This is a genomic window from Actinotignum timonense, from assembly GCF_002860685.3.
GTDB classification, from domain to species: domain Bacteria; phylum Actinomycetota; class Actinomycetes; order Actinomycetales; family Actinomycetaceae; genus Actinotignum; species Actinotignum timonense.
Map to the genome: position 1 here is coordinate 263263 of NZ_CP136960.1, position 16610 is coordinate 279872.

Annotated in this window: 15 protein-coding genes; 1 reads left to right on the plus strand and 14 read right to left on the minus strand. The window is 61.7% G+C overall.

The window, feature by feature from the left end; all coding sequences use genetic code 11:
• Positions 1-150: 150 nt before the first annotated feature.
• The 10 genes from CYJ17_RS01100 to CYJ17_RS01145 form a co-directional block, all read right to left on the minus strand.
• Positions 151-1863 (minus strand): dihydroxyacetone kinase family protein, encoded by a 1713-nt coding sequence (locus CYJ17_RS01100; protein WP_087069718.1) that lies wholly within the window; start codon positions 1861-1863, stop codon positions 151-153.
• Between the two features lie 2 nt (positions 1864-1865).
• Positions 1866-3185, minus strand: coding sequence for an MFS transporter (locus tag CYJ17_RS01105; protein ID WP_087069719.1), 1320 nt, complete (start codon positions 3183-3185; stop codon positions 1866-1868).
• Positions 3186-3893, minus strand: a complete 708-nt coding sequence (locus tag CYJ17_RS01110) for a cyclase family protein (protein ID WP_087069720.1) — start codon at positions 3891-3893, stop codon at positions 3186-3188.
• Between the two features lie 10 nt (positions 3894-3903).
• On the minus strand, positions 3904-4872 hold the full coding sequence (locus CYJ17_RS01115; RefSeq protein ID WP_087069721.1) for an amidohydrolase family protein: 969 nt from the start codon (positions 4870-4872) through the stop codon (positions 3904-3906).
• Between the two features lie 95 nt (positions 4873-4967).
• On the minus strand, positions 4968-6302 hold the full coding sequence (locus CYJ17_RS01120) for an MFS transporter (RefSeq protein ID WP_087069722.1): 1335 nt from the start codon (positions 6300-6302) through the stop codon (positions 4968-4970).
• 14 nt (positions 6303-6316) lie between these two features.
• Positions 6317-7309, minus strand: coding sequence for a 4-hydroxythreonine-4-phosphate dehydrogenase PdxA (locus CYJ17_RS01125; protein ID WP_087069723.1), 993 nt, complete (start codon positions 7307-7309; stop codon positions 6317-6319).
• Positions 7310-7384: 75 nt separating this feature from the next.
• A complete protein-coding gene (locus CYJ17_RS01130) occupies positions 7385-8401 on the minus strand; it encodes a sugar phosphate isomerase/epimerase family protein (protein ID WP_087069724.1) in 1017 nt (338 codons plus the stop codon).
• Positions 8402-8466: 65 nt separating this feature from the next.
• Positions 8467-9450: a tripartite tricarboxylate transporter substrate binding protein gene (locus CYJ17_RS01135; protein WP_087069725.1), complete on the minus strand. Its 984-nt coding sequence runs from the start codon at positions 9448-9450 to the stop codon at positions 8467-8469.
• 2 nt (positions 9451-9452) lie between these two features.
• Positions 9453-11147, minus strand: coding sequence for a tripartite tricarboxylate transporter permease (locus tag CYJ17_RS01140; protein ID WP_087069726.1), 1695 nt, complete (start codon positions 11145-11147; stop codon positions 9453-9455).
• 18 nt (positions 11148-11165) lie between these two features.
• Positions 11166-11801 (minus strand): tripartite tricarboxylate transporter TctB family protein, encoded by a 636-nt coding sequence (locus tag CYJ17_RS01145; RefSeq protein WP_180948670.1) that lies wholly within the window; start codon positions 11799-11801, stop codon positions 11166-11168.
• Between the two features lie 226 nt (positions 11802-12027).
• On the opposite strand from CYJ17_RS01145, the gene CYJ17_RS01150 reads away from it, so the two are divergent.
• Complete coding sequence (locus CYJ17_RS01150; protein ID WP_087069728.1) at positions 12028-12267, plus strand: hypothetical protein; 240 nt, start codon at positions 12028-12030, stop codon at positions 12265-12267.
• Between the two features lie 90 nt (positions 12268-12357).
• Here the strand turns inward: CYJ17_RS01150 and CYJ17_RS01155 are convergent, their stop codons facing one another.
• From CYJ17_RS01155 to CYJ17_RS01170, 4 genes are all read right to left on the minus strand, one after another.
• Entirely contained in the window at positions 12358-13053 is a 696-nt protein-coding gene (locus CYJ17_RS01155) for a GntR family transcriptional regulator (RefSeq protein WP_234984393.1), read from the minus strand.
• 198 nt (positions 13054-13251) lie between these two features.
• Entirely contained in the window at positions 13252-14115 is an 864-nt protein-coding gene (locus tag CYJ17_RS01160) for an HAD family hydrolase (RefSeq protein ID WP_101595459.1), read from the minus strand.
• A gap of 126 nt (positions 14116-14241) precedes the next feature.
• The gene (locus tag CYJ17_RS01165) at positions 14242-14754 is read right to left on the minus strand and encodes a hypothetical protein (RefSeq protein WP_087069731.1); all 513 of its coding nucleotides are present in this window, start codon (positions 14752-14754) and stop codon (positions 14242-14244) included.
• A gap of 54 nt (positions 14755-14808) precedes the next feature.
• Positions 14809-16470 carry a hypothetical protein gene (locus CYJ17_RS01170; protein WP_087069732.1) on the minus strand — a complete coding sequence of 554 codons (1662 nt, stop codon included), beginning with the start codon at positions 16468-16470 and terminating at the stop codon, positions 14809-14811.
• Positions 16471-16610 lie beyond the last annotated feature (140 nt).

The window sequence follows — 16610 nt, forward strand, 5'->3', positions numbered from 1 at the left end:
ATACGGGTTGGTACATTCTTGCAAAGCCGCGCGACAGTGACGTGGCGGGCGCCCGCTGCTATTCCACCACACGAACCGCGCAAAAAGCCATATTTTGGTGTATTTTCACCGTTTTATTCCACCTTCTTGCGCGGTTCGTGCAGATTGGCCTCAGAGCGCCTCCGCTGCGGCGGCCATGAGCAGGGCGAAGGACACCGCGCCCGGATCCGGGTGCCCAAGTGACGCATCGCCGTGGGTCTTGGCCCGACCCTTGCGTGCGGCCAGTTCCGCGGTGGCCTCAGCGGCCTCGCGGGCTACTTCAGCCGCACGGGTCCAGGCTTCCTTGAGGCCAGCGCCCCCGGCGAGTTCCTTTTCCAGCGCATCGGCAAAAGGTTCGGTTGCGTCCACCATCGTTTTATCTCCGACGATGGCGCCACCGTCCCGCGCCACATTCCGCGCCGCATCGACCACGGCTGCGCCCAATGTTTCGGCCGAAACCGCCGCGCCATCATCAAGGTGGGTGGCGGCCTGACAGATGGCATCTCCCCAGAGCGCGCCCGAAGTTCCGCCCGCGCCTTCGGACCAGGCCTTACCGGCGGCGTCCACCAAGCTGGCTGCCCCAGCCTTGGCACTGAGCGCCCGGCGCACTGCATCGCGCGCGGCCACCGAGCCGAGGGTCATACCCTGGCCGTGGTCGCCATCTCCGGCGATGGAATCCAGCTTGCCCAGATCCGCTTCCGCCGCGATAGCAGCATCGGCAAAGGCGGTGAAAACGGTAGCGATGCGTTCCGCTTGCGCTGCCGATTCCGGCGCGCCGGCACTGAGTTCTACCGCGTGTGCTTCAGCAACGGGGCGTTCGCGGCGCTGCTGGTTCTCCACATTTCCGGTGCGGAAAGCGGGGGTATCCGCTCCGGCTAGCCAGAACTTCTCCAGCTCTTCATCGAGGAAAGCCACCGTGAGGGAAACCCCGGCCATATCGAGTGAGGTCACCTGTTCGCCCACCACCGGTGCCACGACCTCCAAGCCGCGCTCGGCCAGGAGGGTGGAAACGGCGTGGTAGAGCACGAACATTTCTTCATACTTCACTCCGCCCAGTCCGTTGACGATCACGGTCACGCGCCCGTTGTAACCGCCCTCGCGGCGTTCGGGTTCTTCGGCAAGCACGCCGTCTACCAACAGGGCCGCCAGCTCGTCCGCGGTGGCGTGCTCGTGTTCAGAAATCCCGGGCTCACCGTGAATACCCAAGCCGAGGGCAAACTTCCCATCCGGCACGGTAAAGAGTGGTTCGCCTGCTCCCGGGAGGGTGCAGCCGGTGAAGGCCACCCCGAGGGTGCGGGTGGAATCGTTGGCGTGCCAGCCGATGCGTTCGGCTTCGTCCAAGTTGTACCCGGCGGCAATCGCCCCGCCGGTTACTTTCACGACGAAGAGGTCGCCCGCGATGCCCCGGCGGTCGCGGTGTTTGTCCGGGGTGCCCGATGCGACGTCGTCAGAAATCTGTACTTCGCGCACGTCCAGGCCGTCTGCACGCATGATGCTGGCGGCTTTCCCGAAGTGGAGGACGTCCCCGGCGTAATTGCCGTACATGAGAAGTACGCCGCCGCCGTTATCGGCAGCCTGGGATACCGCGGTGACCTGGGACTGCGAGGGGGACGCAAAAACGTTCCCGCATACGCAGCCGTGCGCCATGCCCGGGCCGACCCAGCCGGGGAAGGCCGGGTAATGCCCCGAGCCGCCCCCGATCACCAGGGCGACTTCGCCCTCCGGGGAGGTAGTAGAACGGACGACACCGCCGTGCACCGCTTCCACGTACCGCTCATTGGCGGCGATGAAACCCGCGAGGGCTTCAGCGGGGAATTGTTTGGGATCGTTGTAGATAAACGTCATTGTTACTCCGTTGGTTGATCTTTGAGGATTGCACTCTGGCGGGCGCGATCCTCAGCGATTTTTGCTCGCACCGCACCGGATAGGCCGAAAGCCATGAGCCCGGCAACGGCGACCGATACCCCGAAGAACACCGTGGTAGCGAACATATTTCCGTTCGTGAGATCTTGCAGCCATCCGCCGAGGTACGGGCCGAGCATTCCGCCGAGGTTCCCGATACCGTTAATGATACCGAAGCCGGCACCCACCGCCGCCGGGGGCAGCAGCAGGGAGTTGATCGTCCAGTACGGGGCGAAGAAGGAGAGCTGGCAGGCGGTTGCCGCCGCGAGCGCAACCACCACCAACCACCGCTGGTCCGCCGTCACGAAGGAAGAAAGCGCCAAGATAATACCGCCGAGGATGAGCGGAATACCCACGCGGGTGCAGTAGCGCTGGTCGCGATCCGCGCCCTTGCCGTTGAACCAGATAGCAATACCGGCGCAGACGGGCGGGATCGCAGAAACCAGACCCACCGTGAGCGAACCGTGGAAGGACTGCTTGAGGAGGGTGGGCAACCAAATCTGGAGCCCGTAGAAGCCCAACCACACAAACATCCCCAGGAAAGCCAGGTACCAGGTGAAGGGATTGCGCACCGCGAGGCGCCAATCCGATTCCACCGGCTTTTCGTTGCCGTCGATGATTTGCAGGGCGCGGATCTCGTCCTTTTCATCCTGGTCGATCCACCGGGCTGTATCCGGATTATCGGCCGCGAAGTACCACCACAGTCCCACGCCGATAACCAGCGGCAGCGCCCCCTGAATAATGAAGAGTTCGCGCCAGTTCCCGTACATGAGAATAAGGCCGGCGAAGGGACCGGTGATGATCGTGGCGATGGGATTGTGCATGATGAACAGCGAGAAGGCCCGCCCGCGTTCTGCCTTGGAGAACCACCGGGAAATGAGGACCATAAGTGCTGGCTGCACCCCGCCCTCGAAAACCCCGAGCGTAAAGCGCGCAATGAGTAGCTGCGTATACGAGTGGACGAAACCGGCCAGAATCGCGCAGACTCCCCACCCGATCATCAGCACAAAAACAACTTTCCGGGCACTCCACTTTTGCGCCAGGTAGCCGCCCGGGACCTGGAGTACCAGGTACCCGATGAAGAAGATTCCCGCGGCGAACCCAGCCTGGGAAGCATCCATATTGAGGCTTTCCCGGATGCCTTCCATGCCGAAGCCAATATTGACACGGTCGATATACGCGATGATGTAGATCGTGATAATGACGGGGATGAGAATTTTCCAGCGGCGCCGCGCTGACGTGGGAACGTGGACCGGGGTTGTCATTTATGCCTCCTCGGCGATTGTTTTGAGCGCGTAGACGCGTGCAGGGCCGCCATCTGCACCCTTGATTTTCAAAGGTGCCGCGAAGAAGAGGAAGCGCTCCTGGCTAAGCTGTTCCAGCCCGGCCAGGTATTCGATTTGCAGGATTCCCTTGGGTAGCAGCACGGTATGGCAGGCCCAGTCTTCGATGGGTTCGTGATGCTCGAAATCCGTGAGGTACGGTTCACGGATCGCCCGGTCCTGCGGGAAATCAAAAGCGATTGCCTTGGCCTCCAGCTCGAGGAGGTATTCCGCGCCGGACTTCGTAATCCACGGGGACATGGTCCAGAATTCTGGCTCGGTTGTGGGGTGGCGCAGCGCCTGGTTGCTGCGGATAAGTACGACGTCGCCGGCGCGTACCGCGCCGGCCCGGGCCTCAAGAACTTCGCGGGAAAGTGCAGCGTTATCGCCCAAATCCGCAACGTCGATCAGGCTGGCTTCCCCGCAGAAACGCTCGATGGGGAGCATCTCGATGGTTTCCAGGGCCCGATCAACGTGCTGGGGCGCATCGCAATGGGAGAAATTATGGGCACCGTAATCTTTGAGAACGGTGGAACGGAAGGTAAATTCCGGTTTCGGAAGTTCCTTGAAGGCGAACTCCGGAGCGAAACGCCAATGCGGCTCAATAAGCATCGACAGATCGACGACGCGATAGTGATCGAAAAATCCCATGGTAGTTGTCCTATTTTTCGACGTGCGCGGCGGTGCGCACGGCTTCCGATGTTGTGTTGAGCAGATCCGACGGGAGGCGGTAGATCCGCACCGCGTTCTCTGCGTAGGCGGCTCGTTGTTCCGCCTGAGACCATCCGCTTGTGATCTCACGGAAGCCATTCCAAATATCGGCGAAGCTTCCGGCGATGGAATCGACCGGGAAATTCGAGGCGAACATAATGCGTTCGGTTCCGAAAATCTCGGTGATTCTTTCCACGATGGGACGGTTATTTTCCACGGTCCAGGGCTGGTCTTTCAGCCCGATCCCGGAAATCTTGATGGAGACCTGCGGATATTGCGCCATGAATTCCAGGGCGCGCGCCCAGCCGGCGATCATTTCCGGGTGGCGATCCGCGGGGAGTCCGGAGTGGTTGATAATGAGGGGAATATCCGGGTTCTCATCCAGAACGGTTTTCGCCTCGGTCATATGCCACCAGGCCACTTGCAGGTCGAAACTCAATCCAACGGTACGTAGCGCGGCGTAGCCTTTCTGCCACTGCGGGTCAGTGAGCAGGCTCGGGTTGCTTTCCGCGCTGGCCGGCGAATCGGATTGCCCGGGCTTATTACGAACCCCGCGCACAATGGGAATCTCCGCTAATTCTTCGAGGGTGCCCTGCACCTGCGGATCTTTGAGAATCGCGTGCCCTACCCCGGCGTTGGGGAGTCCGAAGCGATCTGCAATATTTTGGGTATAGCGCATTTCGCCAACTGGATCATCCAGTTCCCATTCGGTTTCCATCGTTACCGAACCGACGAGGTTGAGGTTAATACTCGCGGCTAAATCGGTGAGATCCGCCGGCAAGAAATCAACTTTGATCGGATCGTAATTGCCGTAGCGGAAAGGAATATGCGCATCGGGGCGCAGCCAGGGCTGGTATCCCAGATGCGGCTCCCAGAAGTGATGGTGCGCGTCAATGACTGGACCTGTGTATAACTCCATTGTTTCCTCCTTGGTCCGGGTGCGGTGGCGCCATCGCGGTGGCACATGCCGCAGTGGCACCACCGCACCCAAAAATTCGTCGCTATGAGGCGCGCTTATGCGGTGACCCGTCGCTGCGCCAAGGGACGATTGAAATTAATGAGGGCGGAACCGATCATGTACAGTCCTGCCGCGCAGGCGAGGAATACGAACGCTCCGGTGAAGGAGCCCCCGGCTGCCTTGATCGCGTAGCCCATGATGATGGGGGCGAGCGCGCCGCCCAGGGACGAGGCCATATTCATGACGGAACCCACCGTGCCCACCTGGCTCTTCGGGGCGAGCCAGGCCGGGATCGCCCAGTACAGCCCACCGAAGTTCGTGAAGAACACGGCACCTGAGAGCAGGAAGAGGGCGGTCATTCCGGAGGGCGCGAAGGGGATAGCTGCCACGCATACCGCCATGCCGAGGGCGGAGCCGACCAGCAGCGCCTTCATAACCTTGTTGTAATCGTTGAAGGTGCGCCGCCCCCAGTCCGCGAGCCACCCGGCTACCAGCTGGCCCACCACGCCCATCATGAACATGAAGAAGGTGCCCCAGCCCAGGCCGGCCAGATCGAAATCGCGAGCGCGCGAGAGGTAGGACGGGGTCCAGGAGATGAGTCCCCACCATACGGTGGCCCAGCCCAGGCGCCCAAACCAGAACGCCCACCAGGAGGTGGAACGCGCGTAGTCCACGATGCGCGGGAGCTTGGCCTTTTCTTCCGCGGTGAGTTCGGCGCCTTCCTGGCCTACCTCACCTTCGCGGATATGTTCGAGTTCTTCCGCGCTCACCCGCGGGTGTTCTTCCGGAGTGTCACGTACCCAGATGTAGTAGATAATCGCGACGATAACCGTGATCCCGCCGGTGATATAGAAGGCCCAGCGCCAGGATCCGAAGAAGCCAATAATGGCGGTGACCATAATGCCACCCACGGCGGATCCGAAGGCTCCGGCCATATCCACGAAGGTGGCACCGCGGGCGCGTTCCCCGGAAGGCAACCACGATGAGTTGAGCTTGGAGCCCGAAGGCGCACACGGAGCTTCCAATGCGCCGAGGAGCAGGCGGGAGACCCCGAAGCCCAAACCGGTGTGGATAAAACCGATAACCATCTGGGTTCCACCCCAGAGCGCCCCGGCTGCACCGATCACGCGGCGCGGCCCGAATTTATCGAGGAGCCAGCCACCGGGAACCTGGAAAATGAGGTAGGTCCAGAAGAAGGTGGAAAGGATCCACCCCTGCATATCCTCATCGATGCCCAGTTCCTTATCGATAAAGGGCAGGGCGATGGACAGGGTGGTGCGGTCGATGTAATTGAGCAGAATAATGAGCCATAAAATCATGAAGACTTCGATGCGAATCTTCGATTTTTTCCCCTTCTTCGGGTGGCTCACTGCGTGCTTGTGAACGGACATGGTGAACCGGCTTCCTATGCCTGGGCCGCTTCCGCGGTCTTGATACCGAGGGAGGTAGCAATATCGAAGGCTCGCTGGGAGGGCCCGATGGAGGCGATGCCCTGGCCCACGATTTCGTAGGCGGTACCGTGCGCCGGGGTAGCCAGCGGAACCGGCAAACCGCCCTGAACTGTCACGCCCTTATCGAAGCCAATGGTCTTGAGTGCGATCTGGCCTTGGTCGTGGTACATCGTAACAACGCCGTCGAAATTCCCCTTCTGGGCACGCATGAAGGTGGTGTCCGGCGGGAAGGGACCCTGCACATTAACGCCGTCGAACTGCGCAAGTTCCACGCCCGGGGCGATATGGTCGATTTCTTCGCGGCCGAACTGCCCGGATTCTCCCCCGTGCGGGTTGAGCGCGCATACCGCAATACGCGGTTCTTCCACCCCGATGCCCTTAATAACATCGTTGAGCAGATTAATGGCATCGCGTACCGCCCGGGCGTTAATGCGGGCGGCTACCTGCGAGATGCCGCAATGCGAGGTCACACGCGAGGTGGTGAGTCCGGGAATGAAATTAAGTTCGGAGGTGAAGCCGTCGTAGTTGAGTTCCTTGGCGAACCAGCGCAGCTCGTCTTCTTCGTGCATACCGGCTTCGTGGAGTGCGGCTTTATTGAGAGGGAGGAAGATAATGGCGTCTGCCTTGCCTTCCTTGTACATACCGATAGCCTTGAGGAGATCAGATTTCACGCGCCGGCCGCCTTCCACGGAATGTTCTCCGCGCTTGACGGGCTGATCTTGCAGTTCGGATCCCACGATCTGCACCTCACCGGGCTTCGCTTCTTCCGAATAGGGGAAGCTCAGGGAAAGTTCGGCGCAATATTTCTCCACTTCGGTAGCCGAAGCGAGCAGCTTAATATTGGCCTTTGCGCGGTTTTCTTCATCAGCGCACAGCTTCATGGCCAGTTCCGGGCCGATACCCGAAGGATCACCGATAGTCATAGCGAGATTGGGAACGGTAGTCATTGTTTTCTCCTTTGTAGGTGTGGCCGCGAGTGCGGCCGAGGACGGACAGGTAACTGAGGCGAAAAGGTTCGAGAATTAGTACGACGACGCCGCAGCGGCTTCGCCGCCGCTGGACCCGCCAGCGGGGGACGTAGCGGAGCGAACGGAATCTCCATCAGCGGCGAAGGGATCAATGGTGCGCAAGGCGGAGCGGAGCACCTGGCGGATATAGCGTGCGTTGGTCGCGCCCACACCCAGCCAGTCCGAGCCGTAGTGTTCCACCATGAACGCTCCGGTGAATCCGCCCCGCAAGCCCTGCCGGATCACGGCGCGATAGTTAATAAGTCCGCTTTCCAGGGGAACTGGTGCGGACATATAGGTACCGGTTTCTGGGTCCTCATCGCGAATGTAATTCTTGATATGCCAGTAATTGGCGTAAGGAAGAACTGCATCGAACATCTCCTGGTAGCTGGGCATAGGCCGGTGGAGGCGGATGAGATTACCGATATCCGGATTGAGCCCTACGTTGTCACGGTCAATATCGCGCACGAAGCTCACCGCGCCATCGTGGGTTCCCACGTAGGTGTCCTCGTACATTTCCAGGCTGATCTGCATCCCGTATTGCCCGGCGTGCCGGGCTAGTTCCCGCACCCGCTCTATTGCGAGCGGGCGCAGCTGCGGATCGCATACGTGCCCGGGGGCCAACCAGAACCACAGCGCCTTTTCCTGCGCCGGGGTGAGGGCTTCCATAAAGCCGATATTGATAACCTGTGCCCCGAGCTCATGCCCACGGTCAATGAGATCGTGTACGAAGGCAAGATTGGTATCTCCGTTGCGAACATCAACGACGGAACGCCTACCCACGGAAATAGCTGGAATGCTGAGGTCGAGATCCCGGCACATATCCCGGAAGGACGCGAAACGTTCTTCGGGTAGATCAACGAGGGGAACCCAGTCATCCATCGGGTCAATAGCGCTGAAGCCGAGTTCTTTGACTTGCAGAAGCTGGTCTTCCCATACGCTCAACGGCGCTGTGGCTATATCCTCCCCTGTTTCCGTGCGGGATCCGAAATTCATCTTGGCTGCAATTGGCCAGGTATCCGCCGTATACACCTCATCACTCCTTTCGCCGGCCCCGTCTCCGGGGCCGGCGCCTATTCGCTTATTGCTAGCGAGCCTTAGCTCTGCCCGAGTCCCTTCTTGAGATCTGCTTCGTACTCTTCGAGATACTTGACGAAATCATCGCCGAAGAGAGGATCGATCTGCATGAAGTTGGTTTCCATGTAGCTGGTGAAGTCCTTGCTTTCGCTGTACTTCTTTGCCGCATCGATCCAGTACTCGCGGGCTTCATCACTGATTCCACCCGGAGCGATGAGACCGCGGAACTGGGAGAAGGTCACGTTAATGCCTTCCTCCACGGTGGTGGGGATGTCCTTGAGCGCATCGTAGTGGTAGCGCTCATCGGAGATCACGCACAGGGGAACAAGATCGCCGGCTTCCAGCTGGCCCATTACTTCGCTGGGGTTACCCAGGGCGACATCAACGTGGCCACCGAGCAGCGCCGTCACTGCCTCACCGCCAGATTCGTAAGGCACGCGCTGGAATTGCACGCCCTGATCCTTTTCGATGAGCCCGAATTGGATAGCATCGTTACCGGTCACGCCACCGGAGATGGAAACCTTGACCGACCCGGCCTTCGCCGCGTCCACCACGGCACGGCAAGAGTTGTAGGGAGAACCCTTCTTGACGACCATAATCGTCGAGTCCTGACCCACCTTCATAATCGGGGTGAAGCTGCGCCAGGTAAAGGGCACATTTTCGGTGAGAGGAAGGTTAATGAGGGCAGTTTCGGTGGCGAGGAGCTTGGAGGTGTCGCCTTCTTCGCCCAGGAATGCGGCGTAGCCGACGGCACCGCCGGCCCCCTGACGATTCTCCACCGAAATGGATTTACCCGTGACGTTCTCCAGACCGGAGGCGATGGCACGGCCGGACATATCCGATCCGCCGCCGGGGGCCATGGGCACCACCATGGTGATACGGGCACCGGGATCGAAATCGCTTCCTCCTGCGGAGGAGCCACCGTCCTTATCCTGACAGCCGGATAGGGCGAGGAGCGCGCAGCTAACAGCGGCGATACCGCTCATGAGTCGTGAGATTTTCATTGTTATTCCTTTGAGTTGATCGTCGTTGATCCGGATTGGGGGATGTCACCGCTGGGCGTGAGAGCCGGCGGTGGCGTGGTTGTCGTGTCGAGAGCGCGGGTTCCGCGCGCGGCCGAGCCGGCGTGCTCCCCCACGGCAGCGGGTCGCGCAAGGTCCGCGAGCGGTTCGGGTTCCTCCGCGGAAGTTACCTCCGCGGGGACCTCGGCCGCCGCGGACTTGCGGCTGGATTTACGTGAGAAACGCTTGAGGAGGCCGGGAACCACCATGATGGCCAGGGTGATGCCGAGGATCGTCAAGGCCAGGGGCTGGCGGAATACGATGGTGAGATCGCCCTGGCTGAAAGCGGAGGTCTGCACCAGATAGCGTTCCACCATGGGCCCGAGCACCATGCCCAGGATGAGCGGCGCCGTCGGATAGTTGTATTTCTTGATGAAGAACCCGGCCAAGCCCGCAACAAAGAGAACCGTGAGCGCGAAAACGCCATTTTCCACCGCGAAGGCCCCGAACATCGAGAAGAAGATGATGAGCGGGTAGAGGTAGGAGTAGGGCAAACGCAGGACCTGGGCGAAAACCGGTGCCATGGGCAGGTTGAGGATAAGCAGGATGACGTTTCCGATGAAGAAGGACGTCAGCAAGCCCCATACCAGCGTGGGTTGGTTCTCAAAAAGGAGGGGCCCGGGCTGGATCCCGTACATGACAAAGGCGCCGAGGAGGACTGCCGTCGTCGTACCACCGGGAACACCCAGCGCGAGAGTCGGAACGAAATTCGCATTGGCCGCAGCGTTATTTGCCGATTCGGACGCTGCCACGCCTTCAATGGCGCCCTTACCAAAGTTGCGAGAGTTCTTGGAGACCTGCTTTTCCGCTCCGTAGGCGACCAGGGAAGCGAGGGTAGATCCCGCTCCGGGCAGGCAGCCGAGCACGAAGCCGAGCCCGGTACCGCGGGTAATAGCAGGAAAAGCCTGCTTAATATCGGAGGGTTTGATGACCATGTCACGCATGCGGGCACGAATGGGTTTCGCGGTGCCCGCGCCGATCTGGGAGACAACCTCTCCGATGGCGAAGACTCCGATCATAACGACGACGAAATCAATGCCGCCCAGCAAACTCACGCTTCCAAAGGTGAAGCGCGAAGCCGCGAAGGCCGAGGACATTCCCACAGTGGAGAGCACCAGGCCGATGCCGGCCATCATGAGTCCCTTGGCGAGGTTATCGCCAGAGAAGGAGATGATGGTGAGCAGGCCCATGATCATAATGGCGAGCATTTCAGCCGGGCCGAAACGCAGCGCGAATTGCGCGATAGGGGCTGCTACCAGGCAGAGCAGGATGAGGGAAACAATGGCTGCGAAGAAGGAGCCGATGGCCGCAATCGCGAGCGCCTTACCCGCTTTTCCTTTTCGGGCTAAAGAGTAGCCGTCTATCACTGTTGCGACGGCGCTGGCATCCCCCGGGGTGGCAATAAGAACCGCGGCAATCGTGCCGCCGTACTGGCACCCGTAGTAAATACCCGCGAGCATAATAAGCGCGGTGACTGGCTCCATCGTGAGAGTAAGCGGCAACAGAATTGCCACGCCCGTGGTGGCCCCCAGGCCAGGGAGCATCCCGATAACAGTACCGAGGAGTACCCCAATAAAACACCAGAGCAGATTGTCCGGGGTGAGGGATGTTTGGAAACCGAGCAGAAGATTCTCAATCATGATGTGTTCTTTCCTCCCTTACACCAGGTCGAGCATTCCGGTGGGAAGCGGTACTTGGAGCAGTACCGAGAAGACCACGTAGCCGAAGAGGAAGGTGAGAATAGCGGCGAGGAGCCCCTTCCACCACGTACGCCGTTCCACGAAAACAACGAGGACAAAGACCATGAGCGTGACAGACAGCAGCAGGCCGATGACCCGGGTGAGGATAATTGCGCCGAGCATCGCGAGGAACACGTAGACCACCGCGAGCTGGCGCTGGCGTTCGGTGCGCTCGCCTTCCGCGGGCGTTTCTTCGGCCGCGTACTGCTCCATGAGCTGGACGGATTCGTCGTCTTCGGGACTGGCAGCCGGTGCCGGCTTGGTGATGCTGGAGCGAATAAGATCCCAGATCGAAGCAAGCACAATAACGCAACCGGCAATGAAGGGCATGAGCCCCGCGCCAACTTCGCCATTATCTTGTGACAGTCCGTAATTCCATCCCGCCACGATGACGTAGATGCCGATACCTAAAATAACGAGGCGGAAAACCAGGGCACCGATATCACGGTTCCCGCCCGAACGTTGAGCTTGTACCGGCGCGCTTGTGGTGGCACCCGTGGTGTTCTGAGAAACCGCGCCGGGTGGGTGCATCCCAGGGTCTCCATCGGTCTTCACCGTTGTACTCCTCATCGAGCAACCTTTCCTTCTGGTAGTGCACTTCTGTGGTAGGGATGACGTTTCGGCTTTGAAACCAACATCGACAGTGACGTGCGCTACTAAGTTTCCAATATCCTATATCGTATAGGATTCTGTGACAAGGGCCGCGCGGTACCCTGAGGTGCCGAAGCCACACAGGAGTGAAGCTTTCTAGGCTGCGGGCACCGATGCCGAAGGAGGAGCAATGGGGCAGATTCTCATCACGGTCGGGATTGTTATCTACCTGGGCGTGGCGGTGCTCTGGGCTGTTAACCTGATCCGCGGATTGCGCCGCGCGGCGCAAGATCCCCAGTCGCGGCTGGATCGGAGCGCGCGGCGAACCACCTACCTCGCTTTAGCTACCTGCTGGGCGTGGCCGGTATGGATTTTTATCAGCCTCGCGATTGCGGCGCGGCGGATTCGCCGGGCCGGCCGTGGTGGCTAGGTAAGCGAGGTGTCGATGGGCGCGGCGTCGTCGCCCATTTATCTGAACCGCACATGCCGCGGCGAACGCGAACCGTGCCACGCAAGGCATTTATTCCGCGTCGGAAATCGAGCGGCGCAACACCCCGTTGAGGTGGGCTTCCATTGCGGCTAGCGCATCCTCGCGAGTGCCCGAAGCGAAAGCCTCCAAAATCGCATGGTGCTCCGCGGTGGCCTGGGCTCCGTCAGAGCTGCCCTCCCCCACCGTTTGGCGAATGCGATGGGCCTGGAAAGCGAGGTTATCCACCGCCGATTCCAGATAAGAATTATTTGCGTAGCGAATGATAACGCGGTGGAAGTTCCAATCGGCGTCGAAATAGTGGCGGATATGGGCGAGGTCAAGATGCCCTTTTTCATGCTCAAGATTCTGCCACGCCACTTCGTGTTCGGCGTGGGCCTGGCGCAATTCCGGAAGGAGCTGCGCGGCGTGCGGATACGCCCAGTCCACCGCCTGGAGTTCTAGAAGCTTACGAACGTCAATAAGTTTGCGAATTTGCTCGGTAGAGATGGGAGGAGCCACCCGGTAGCCGCGCCGCGCCAGGCGCTCCACCAAGCCGGTATGCTCCATTTCCACCATGGCTTCACGCACCGGGGTGGGAGATACGTCAAGATCACGGGCCAGACCGTCAATACTTAAGGATTCTTCCGGCTGGAACACGCCGCCCAGCAGCATATCGAGAATGGTGGAATACACCTCGTCGCGTAAAGCAGAGCGACGACGCTTAAGCAGAGAACCGGTGACGGCCACGGCGACTCCTCGGAATCCAATGAACACACTCTTCGCCCGCCGTTCCGCGGCGTTGGCACGCGGCATTTCGCGTCACAGAGGCGGGGGTATGGGCATAGTATACCGAGGGCGCCGGGCCGGCTCCGGGACTTGAGTCAAGGTCACTATGTACAGGAACGACGGCGCGGCAGCCGAGCTAGCAGCTCGGGGGCTGCCCTGTTAGCGCCCCTCCCTCACCTCCGCGATCCGGTTGCACAGCGCGGCCACGGCATCCTCATCATTGGAGCCGATCTCATAGGCGGAAATCTCCTTGACGGCCGCCACCGAATTGGACGGGCAGATCGCCACGCCCACTTCGCGCAGCCAGGGCAGGTCATTGGCGGAATCGCCAATGCCGGCGGTGCGCGCCACCGGAACGCCCAGCCCCTCGAGGATGGTGCGCAGCGCCACCCATTTATCGGTGGCCGGGCTGGTCACTTCGATGGTGCCGTCATAAGAGCGCGCCGCGTTGGGGAATTCGGCCGCGAGGTCGGCGCGGATGCGTTCATATTCGGCGTCGTTCGCGAACAGCGCGGCCTTGAGGCGATCCTCGTGCGGCAGCGCCTCCAGATCCGCCACGATGGGCTGCTCGCCTTCGTTGCGCTCGGCCAGCACCCGCACCGCTTCACCGTCCTCCTTCGCGAAAAGATGGTCGCGCCCGAAAATAACCAGCTGGAGGTCGTGCGTGCGGCAAAAGTCGAGGATGCGTGCGTAGAGCGCGTCATCCATAGGTTCGTACGACGCCGCGCCCGCCGCGCCATGCGCATATTCCCGCACGGATGCCACCGCCATCGCGCCGCTCGCCGCGATAAGCGGGCCGTCAATATTGGCCCGCTCGTAAATCCCGACGGTAGCCGGGTATACCCGGCCGGTCGCCACAATAATCGCGACGCCGGTGGCGTGCAGCCGGGCCAGCGCCGCAATCGTGGCATCGGAAACGTGTTTGTCATTGCGCGCCAGGGTGCCGTCCAAATCGAGGGCCAGCGCGTCAATGGTGAGAAGGTCTGCGGGAAGCTCAGCTTCCAGGTCCACATGAATAGCCATATCTCCACGGTACGCTACTCGCGCGCGCTCCGGGAGGGGCTGCACCGCCCGCGGCCCGTGCACCGGGCAACCGACCTGCCCGAACACACCCGCGACCCGCGCGGGCCACGCCCACACCCGGTGCAGCTACCGGTGGCTAATCGTTTCCTTCCCGTCCTTCCCGTGAATTTCCACCAGCTGCGCGGTGGCCGACTGGCCATCCGCAGCAATCTCCGTAATATCAATCGTTAGGGCCAGCTCACCCCAGGCCGGATCCGGGCTGGCCGGCTTGGGGGTCTCACCCGGCCGGGTCACGATTTTCGGGTCCACAGTTTCCAAGCCCAGCTCCTGCGGCGAATAGCTTTCCAAGCCGGCGATAGTCACCCGGGCTCCCCCGCATTGCGGCGGGTAGCTCTCCAGGAACACATCGCACATGGTGGCCACGCCACCCGACATAATGACCCCGCCGCGCACCTTCACTTCTCCGGTGCCGTGCGCGATAGCCTCAGACGGGAACTGCGCGGTATCCCCCGGCCCGCCCGGGAGGGGCGTGGCCGATGGCGGCGTCGTCGTATCACCACTGCATCCACCCAGGCCCGCCACGCCGCAGAACGCGGCCACCGCTCCCGCGGCTAAGGCCATCATTTTCGTGCTCCGCATCTTCTGCCTTTCGTTTCTGAACCCGCGCCGAACGCGCCCGCGAATCCGCCCGCGTTACTGGTAGCTCACGAAGGCCGGGGTCGGCTCCACCTGGGTGTAGGTTTCCTCCGGCGTGAGCATCGGTTTGTCCTCATCGTAAAAGTTCTTCCAGCCCCACGCCACACCGGCGGGCGCGTGGCTGTGCAAGGTGCGCCAGGTGTCCTGCTTGGCGGGCTGGCTGCCTTGGCCGTCGGCGTGAATGACCAGCGCGACTTCGGCACGCGACTGGTCAAGCTGATCAACATCGCGCAGCATCTGCACCTGGAACTGGTGCAGGATCACGACTTTCTGCGGCAGCTGATTCTCCCGCACAAAATCGGCGAGCCACCGCACCGTCTCGTTCACCTCGGCAATCTCCACGTGACCGATGCGCTCAAGCGGGAAATCCTCCGGGCCCAGGCGCCATTCCGGGTCCAGCGCGATGCCCACATTCGGGTAGCGCAGCAGCTTCTCATAGCGTTTGACCTGCTCAGGGAAGCTGGAACGCCCGGGCTGGAAATCGAGCACCACGTACTGGCCGTGGCGCGCGGCCGCCTCAATATAGGGCACGAAAATATCCGGATCCCATTCGTGCGAATAATTGCCATCGTCGCCGGGCTGCCCGGCCGCCACCGTCACGATGAGCTCCATCGCGGGGATCACCGTATCCTCCGTGAGCGCGCGGTACGGCTGGGCATGCGCATCGGCGCGCGCCGCGGTTTCCTCCACGCCCTGTTCGCCGAGCACCCCGAGCGCGGCCGTGACCGGCGAACCGTAGAGCGCCACGTACCGCTTGCCTTCCAGCACCAACTGCCCGCCGCCGGGTAGTTCCGTGCCGCTGCGCGCCGCGGCTAACTGCCACGAAAGATCCGGAAGGGCGACGCCGAAACTGGCCACCGCCGCCTCACTTCCCGCGAGCGCCTGGATAGTTGCACTGCTTGCGCGCGGATCAGGATGTGATTCGACGACGGCGCCACCTGCCGCGCGCACCGTGGCCAAGGTGGCGGGATTCGCGCCATCAGTAATCGCGGGGAATGGAGCGGTGGCGGTGGCCGGCAGGTAGTGGATATCGGCAGGTGTGAGGTGGGTTGGGCCGGTCTGAGTGGGCTGGGCAGTGCCGGCCGGCTGCGAGGATTCTGCGGGCTGCGAGGATTCCTGACCCTCCGCGGGAGGGTACTCTTCGGCTTCGCCGCTCAACCAATCCGGCTTCGCGGTTCCCACCAGGAAGGTATGCTGCACGCCGAGCCGCTCAAATTCCGCGGCGAGGGCGTTCCCGCCAGCCTGCGCTTCGGGCTGCTGATCCGCTTCGGGCGCACCCTGCGCTTCAGGCTGCGCTTCCGCGCTCTCCACCAGGAAAACCGGCACGCCCAGCGACCCGGCCAGCTCACCGGCCTGTTCTACCGAATCCGGGCCGCTCAGCACCGCAACGTGGGCACTGGCAAAAAGCGCGGCGGAGGCGGCAATGGCGCCTTCCGCATCCGCGGTGGGGAGTACCAGGTCCGCTTGCGGTGCGCGATGCACGGCAATGGGGCCGCGCTCCTCGGCGCTCGGCTCGCCGCTACATGAACTGAGGCTGAGCGCTAATACAAGGGCCAGCACGGTGAGCAGGCCGAACGAGGCCAGGTGCGGGCGGCGGGAGGTGCGCGACAATGTGAATGGCGTGGTGGCGGTGCTGGGTCGACGGTGACGATGCGGCACAAAACTTCCTTCCTTCGGCGCCTTTCCAGAGTAGCGATAATGCGCCGCCCGCGCATCCCCCACGCATCCCCGCCCGCGCGCTACCAGCCCACGGTGCGTTCCGCGGCCAGCCCCGTGTCAAGCTGCCCGCTACGCCAAGC

Coding starts and splice junctions, on each gene's coding strand:
- CYJ17_RS01100 (WP_087069718.1), bottom strand. CDS start 1,863: ATGACGTTTATCTACAACGATCCCAAACAATTCCCCGCTGAAGCCCTC.
- CYJ17_RS01105 (WP_087069719.1), bottom strand. CDS start 3,185: ATGACAACCCCGGTCCACGTTCCCACGTCAGCGCGGCGCCGCTGGAAA.
- CYJ17_RS01110 (WP_087069720.1), bottom strand. CDS start 3,893: ATGGGATTTTTCGATCACTATCGCGTCGTCGATCTGTCGATGCTTATT.
- CYJ17_RS01115 (WP_087069721.1), bottom strand. CDS start 4,872: ATGGAGTTATACACAGGTCCAGTCATTGACGCGCACCATCACTTCTGG.
- CYJ17_RS01120 (WP_087069722.1), bottom strand. CDS start 6,302: ATGTCCGTTCACAAGCACGCAGTGAGCCACCCGAAGAAGGGGAAAAAA.
- CYJ17_RS01125 (WP_087069723.1), bottom strand. CDS start 7,309: ATGACTACCGTTCCCAATCTCGCTATGACTATCGGTGATCCTTCGGGT.
- CYJ17_RS01135 (WP_087069725.1), bottom strand. CDS start 9,450: ATGAAAATCTCACGACTCATGAGCGGTATCGCCGCTGTTAGCTGCGCG.
- CYJ17_RS01140 (WP_087069726.1), bottom strand. CDS start 11,147: ATGATTGAGAATCTTCTGCTCGGTTTCCAAACATCCCTCACCCCGGAC.
- CYJ17_RS01150 (WP_087069728.1), top strand. CDS start 12,028: ATGGGGCAGATTCTCATCACGGTCGGGATTGTTATCTACCTGGGCGTG.
- CYJ17_RS01160 (WP_101595459.1), bottom strand. CDS start 14,115: ATGGCTATTCATGTGGACCTGGAAGCTGAGCTTCCCGCAGACCTTCTC.
- CYJ17_RS01165 (WP_087069731.1), bottom strand. CDS start 14,754: ATGCGGAGCACGAAAATGATGGCCTTAGCCGCGGGAGCGGTGGCCGCG.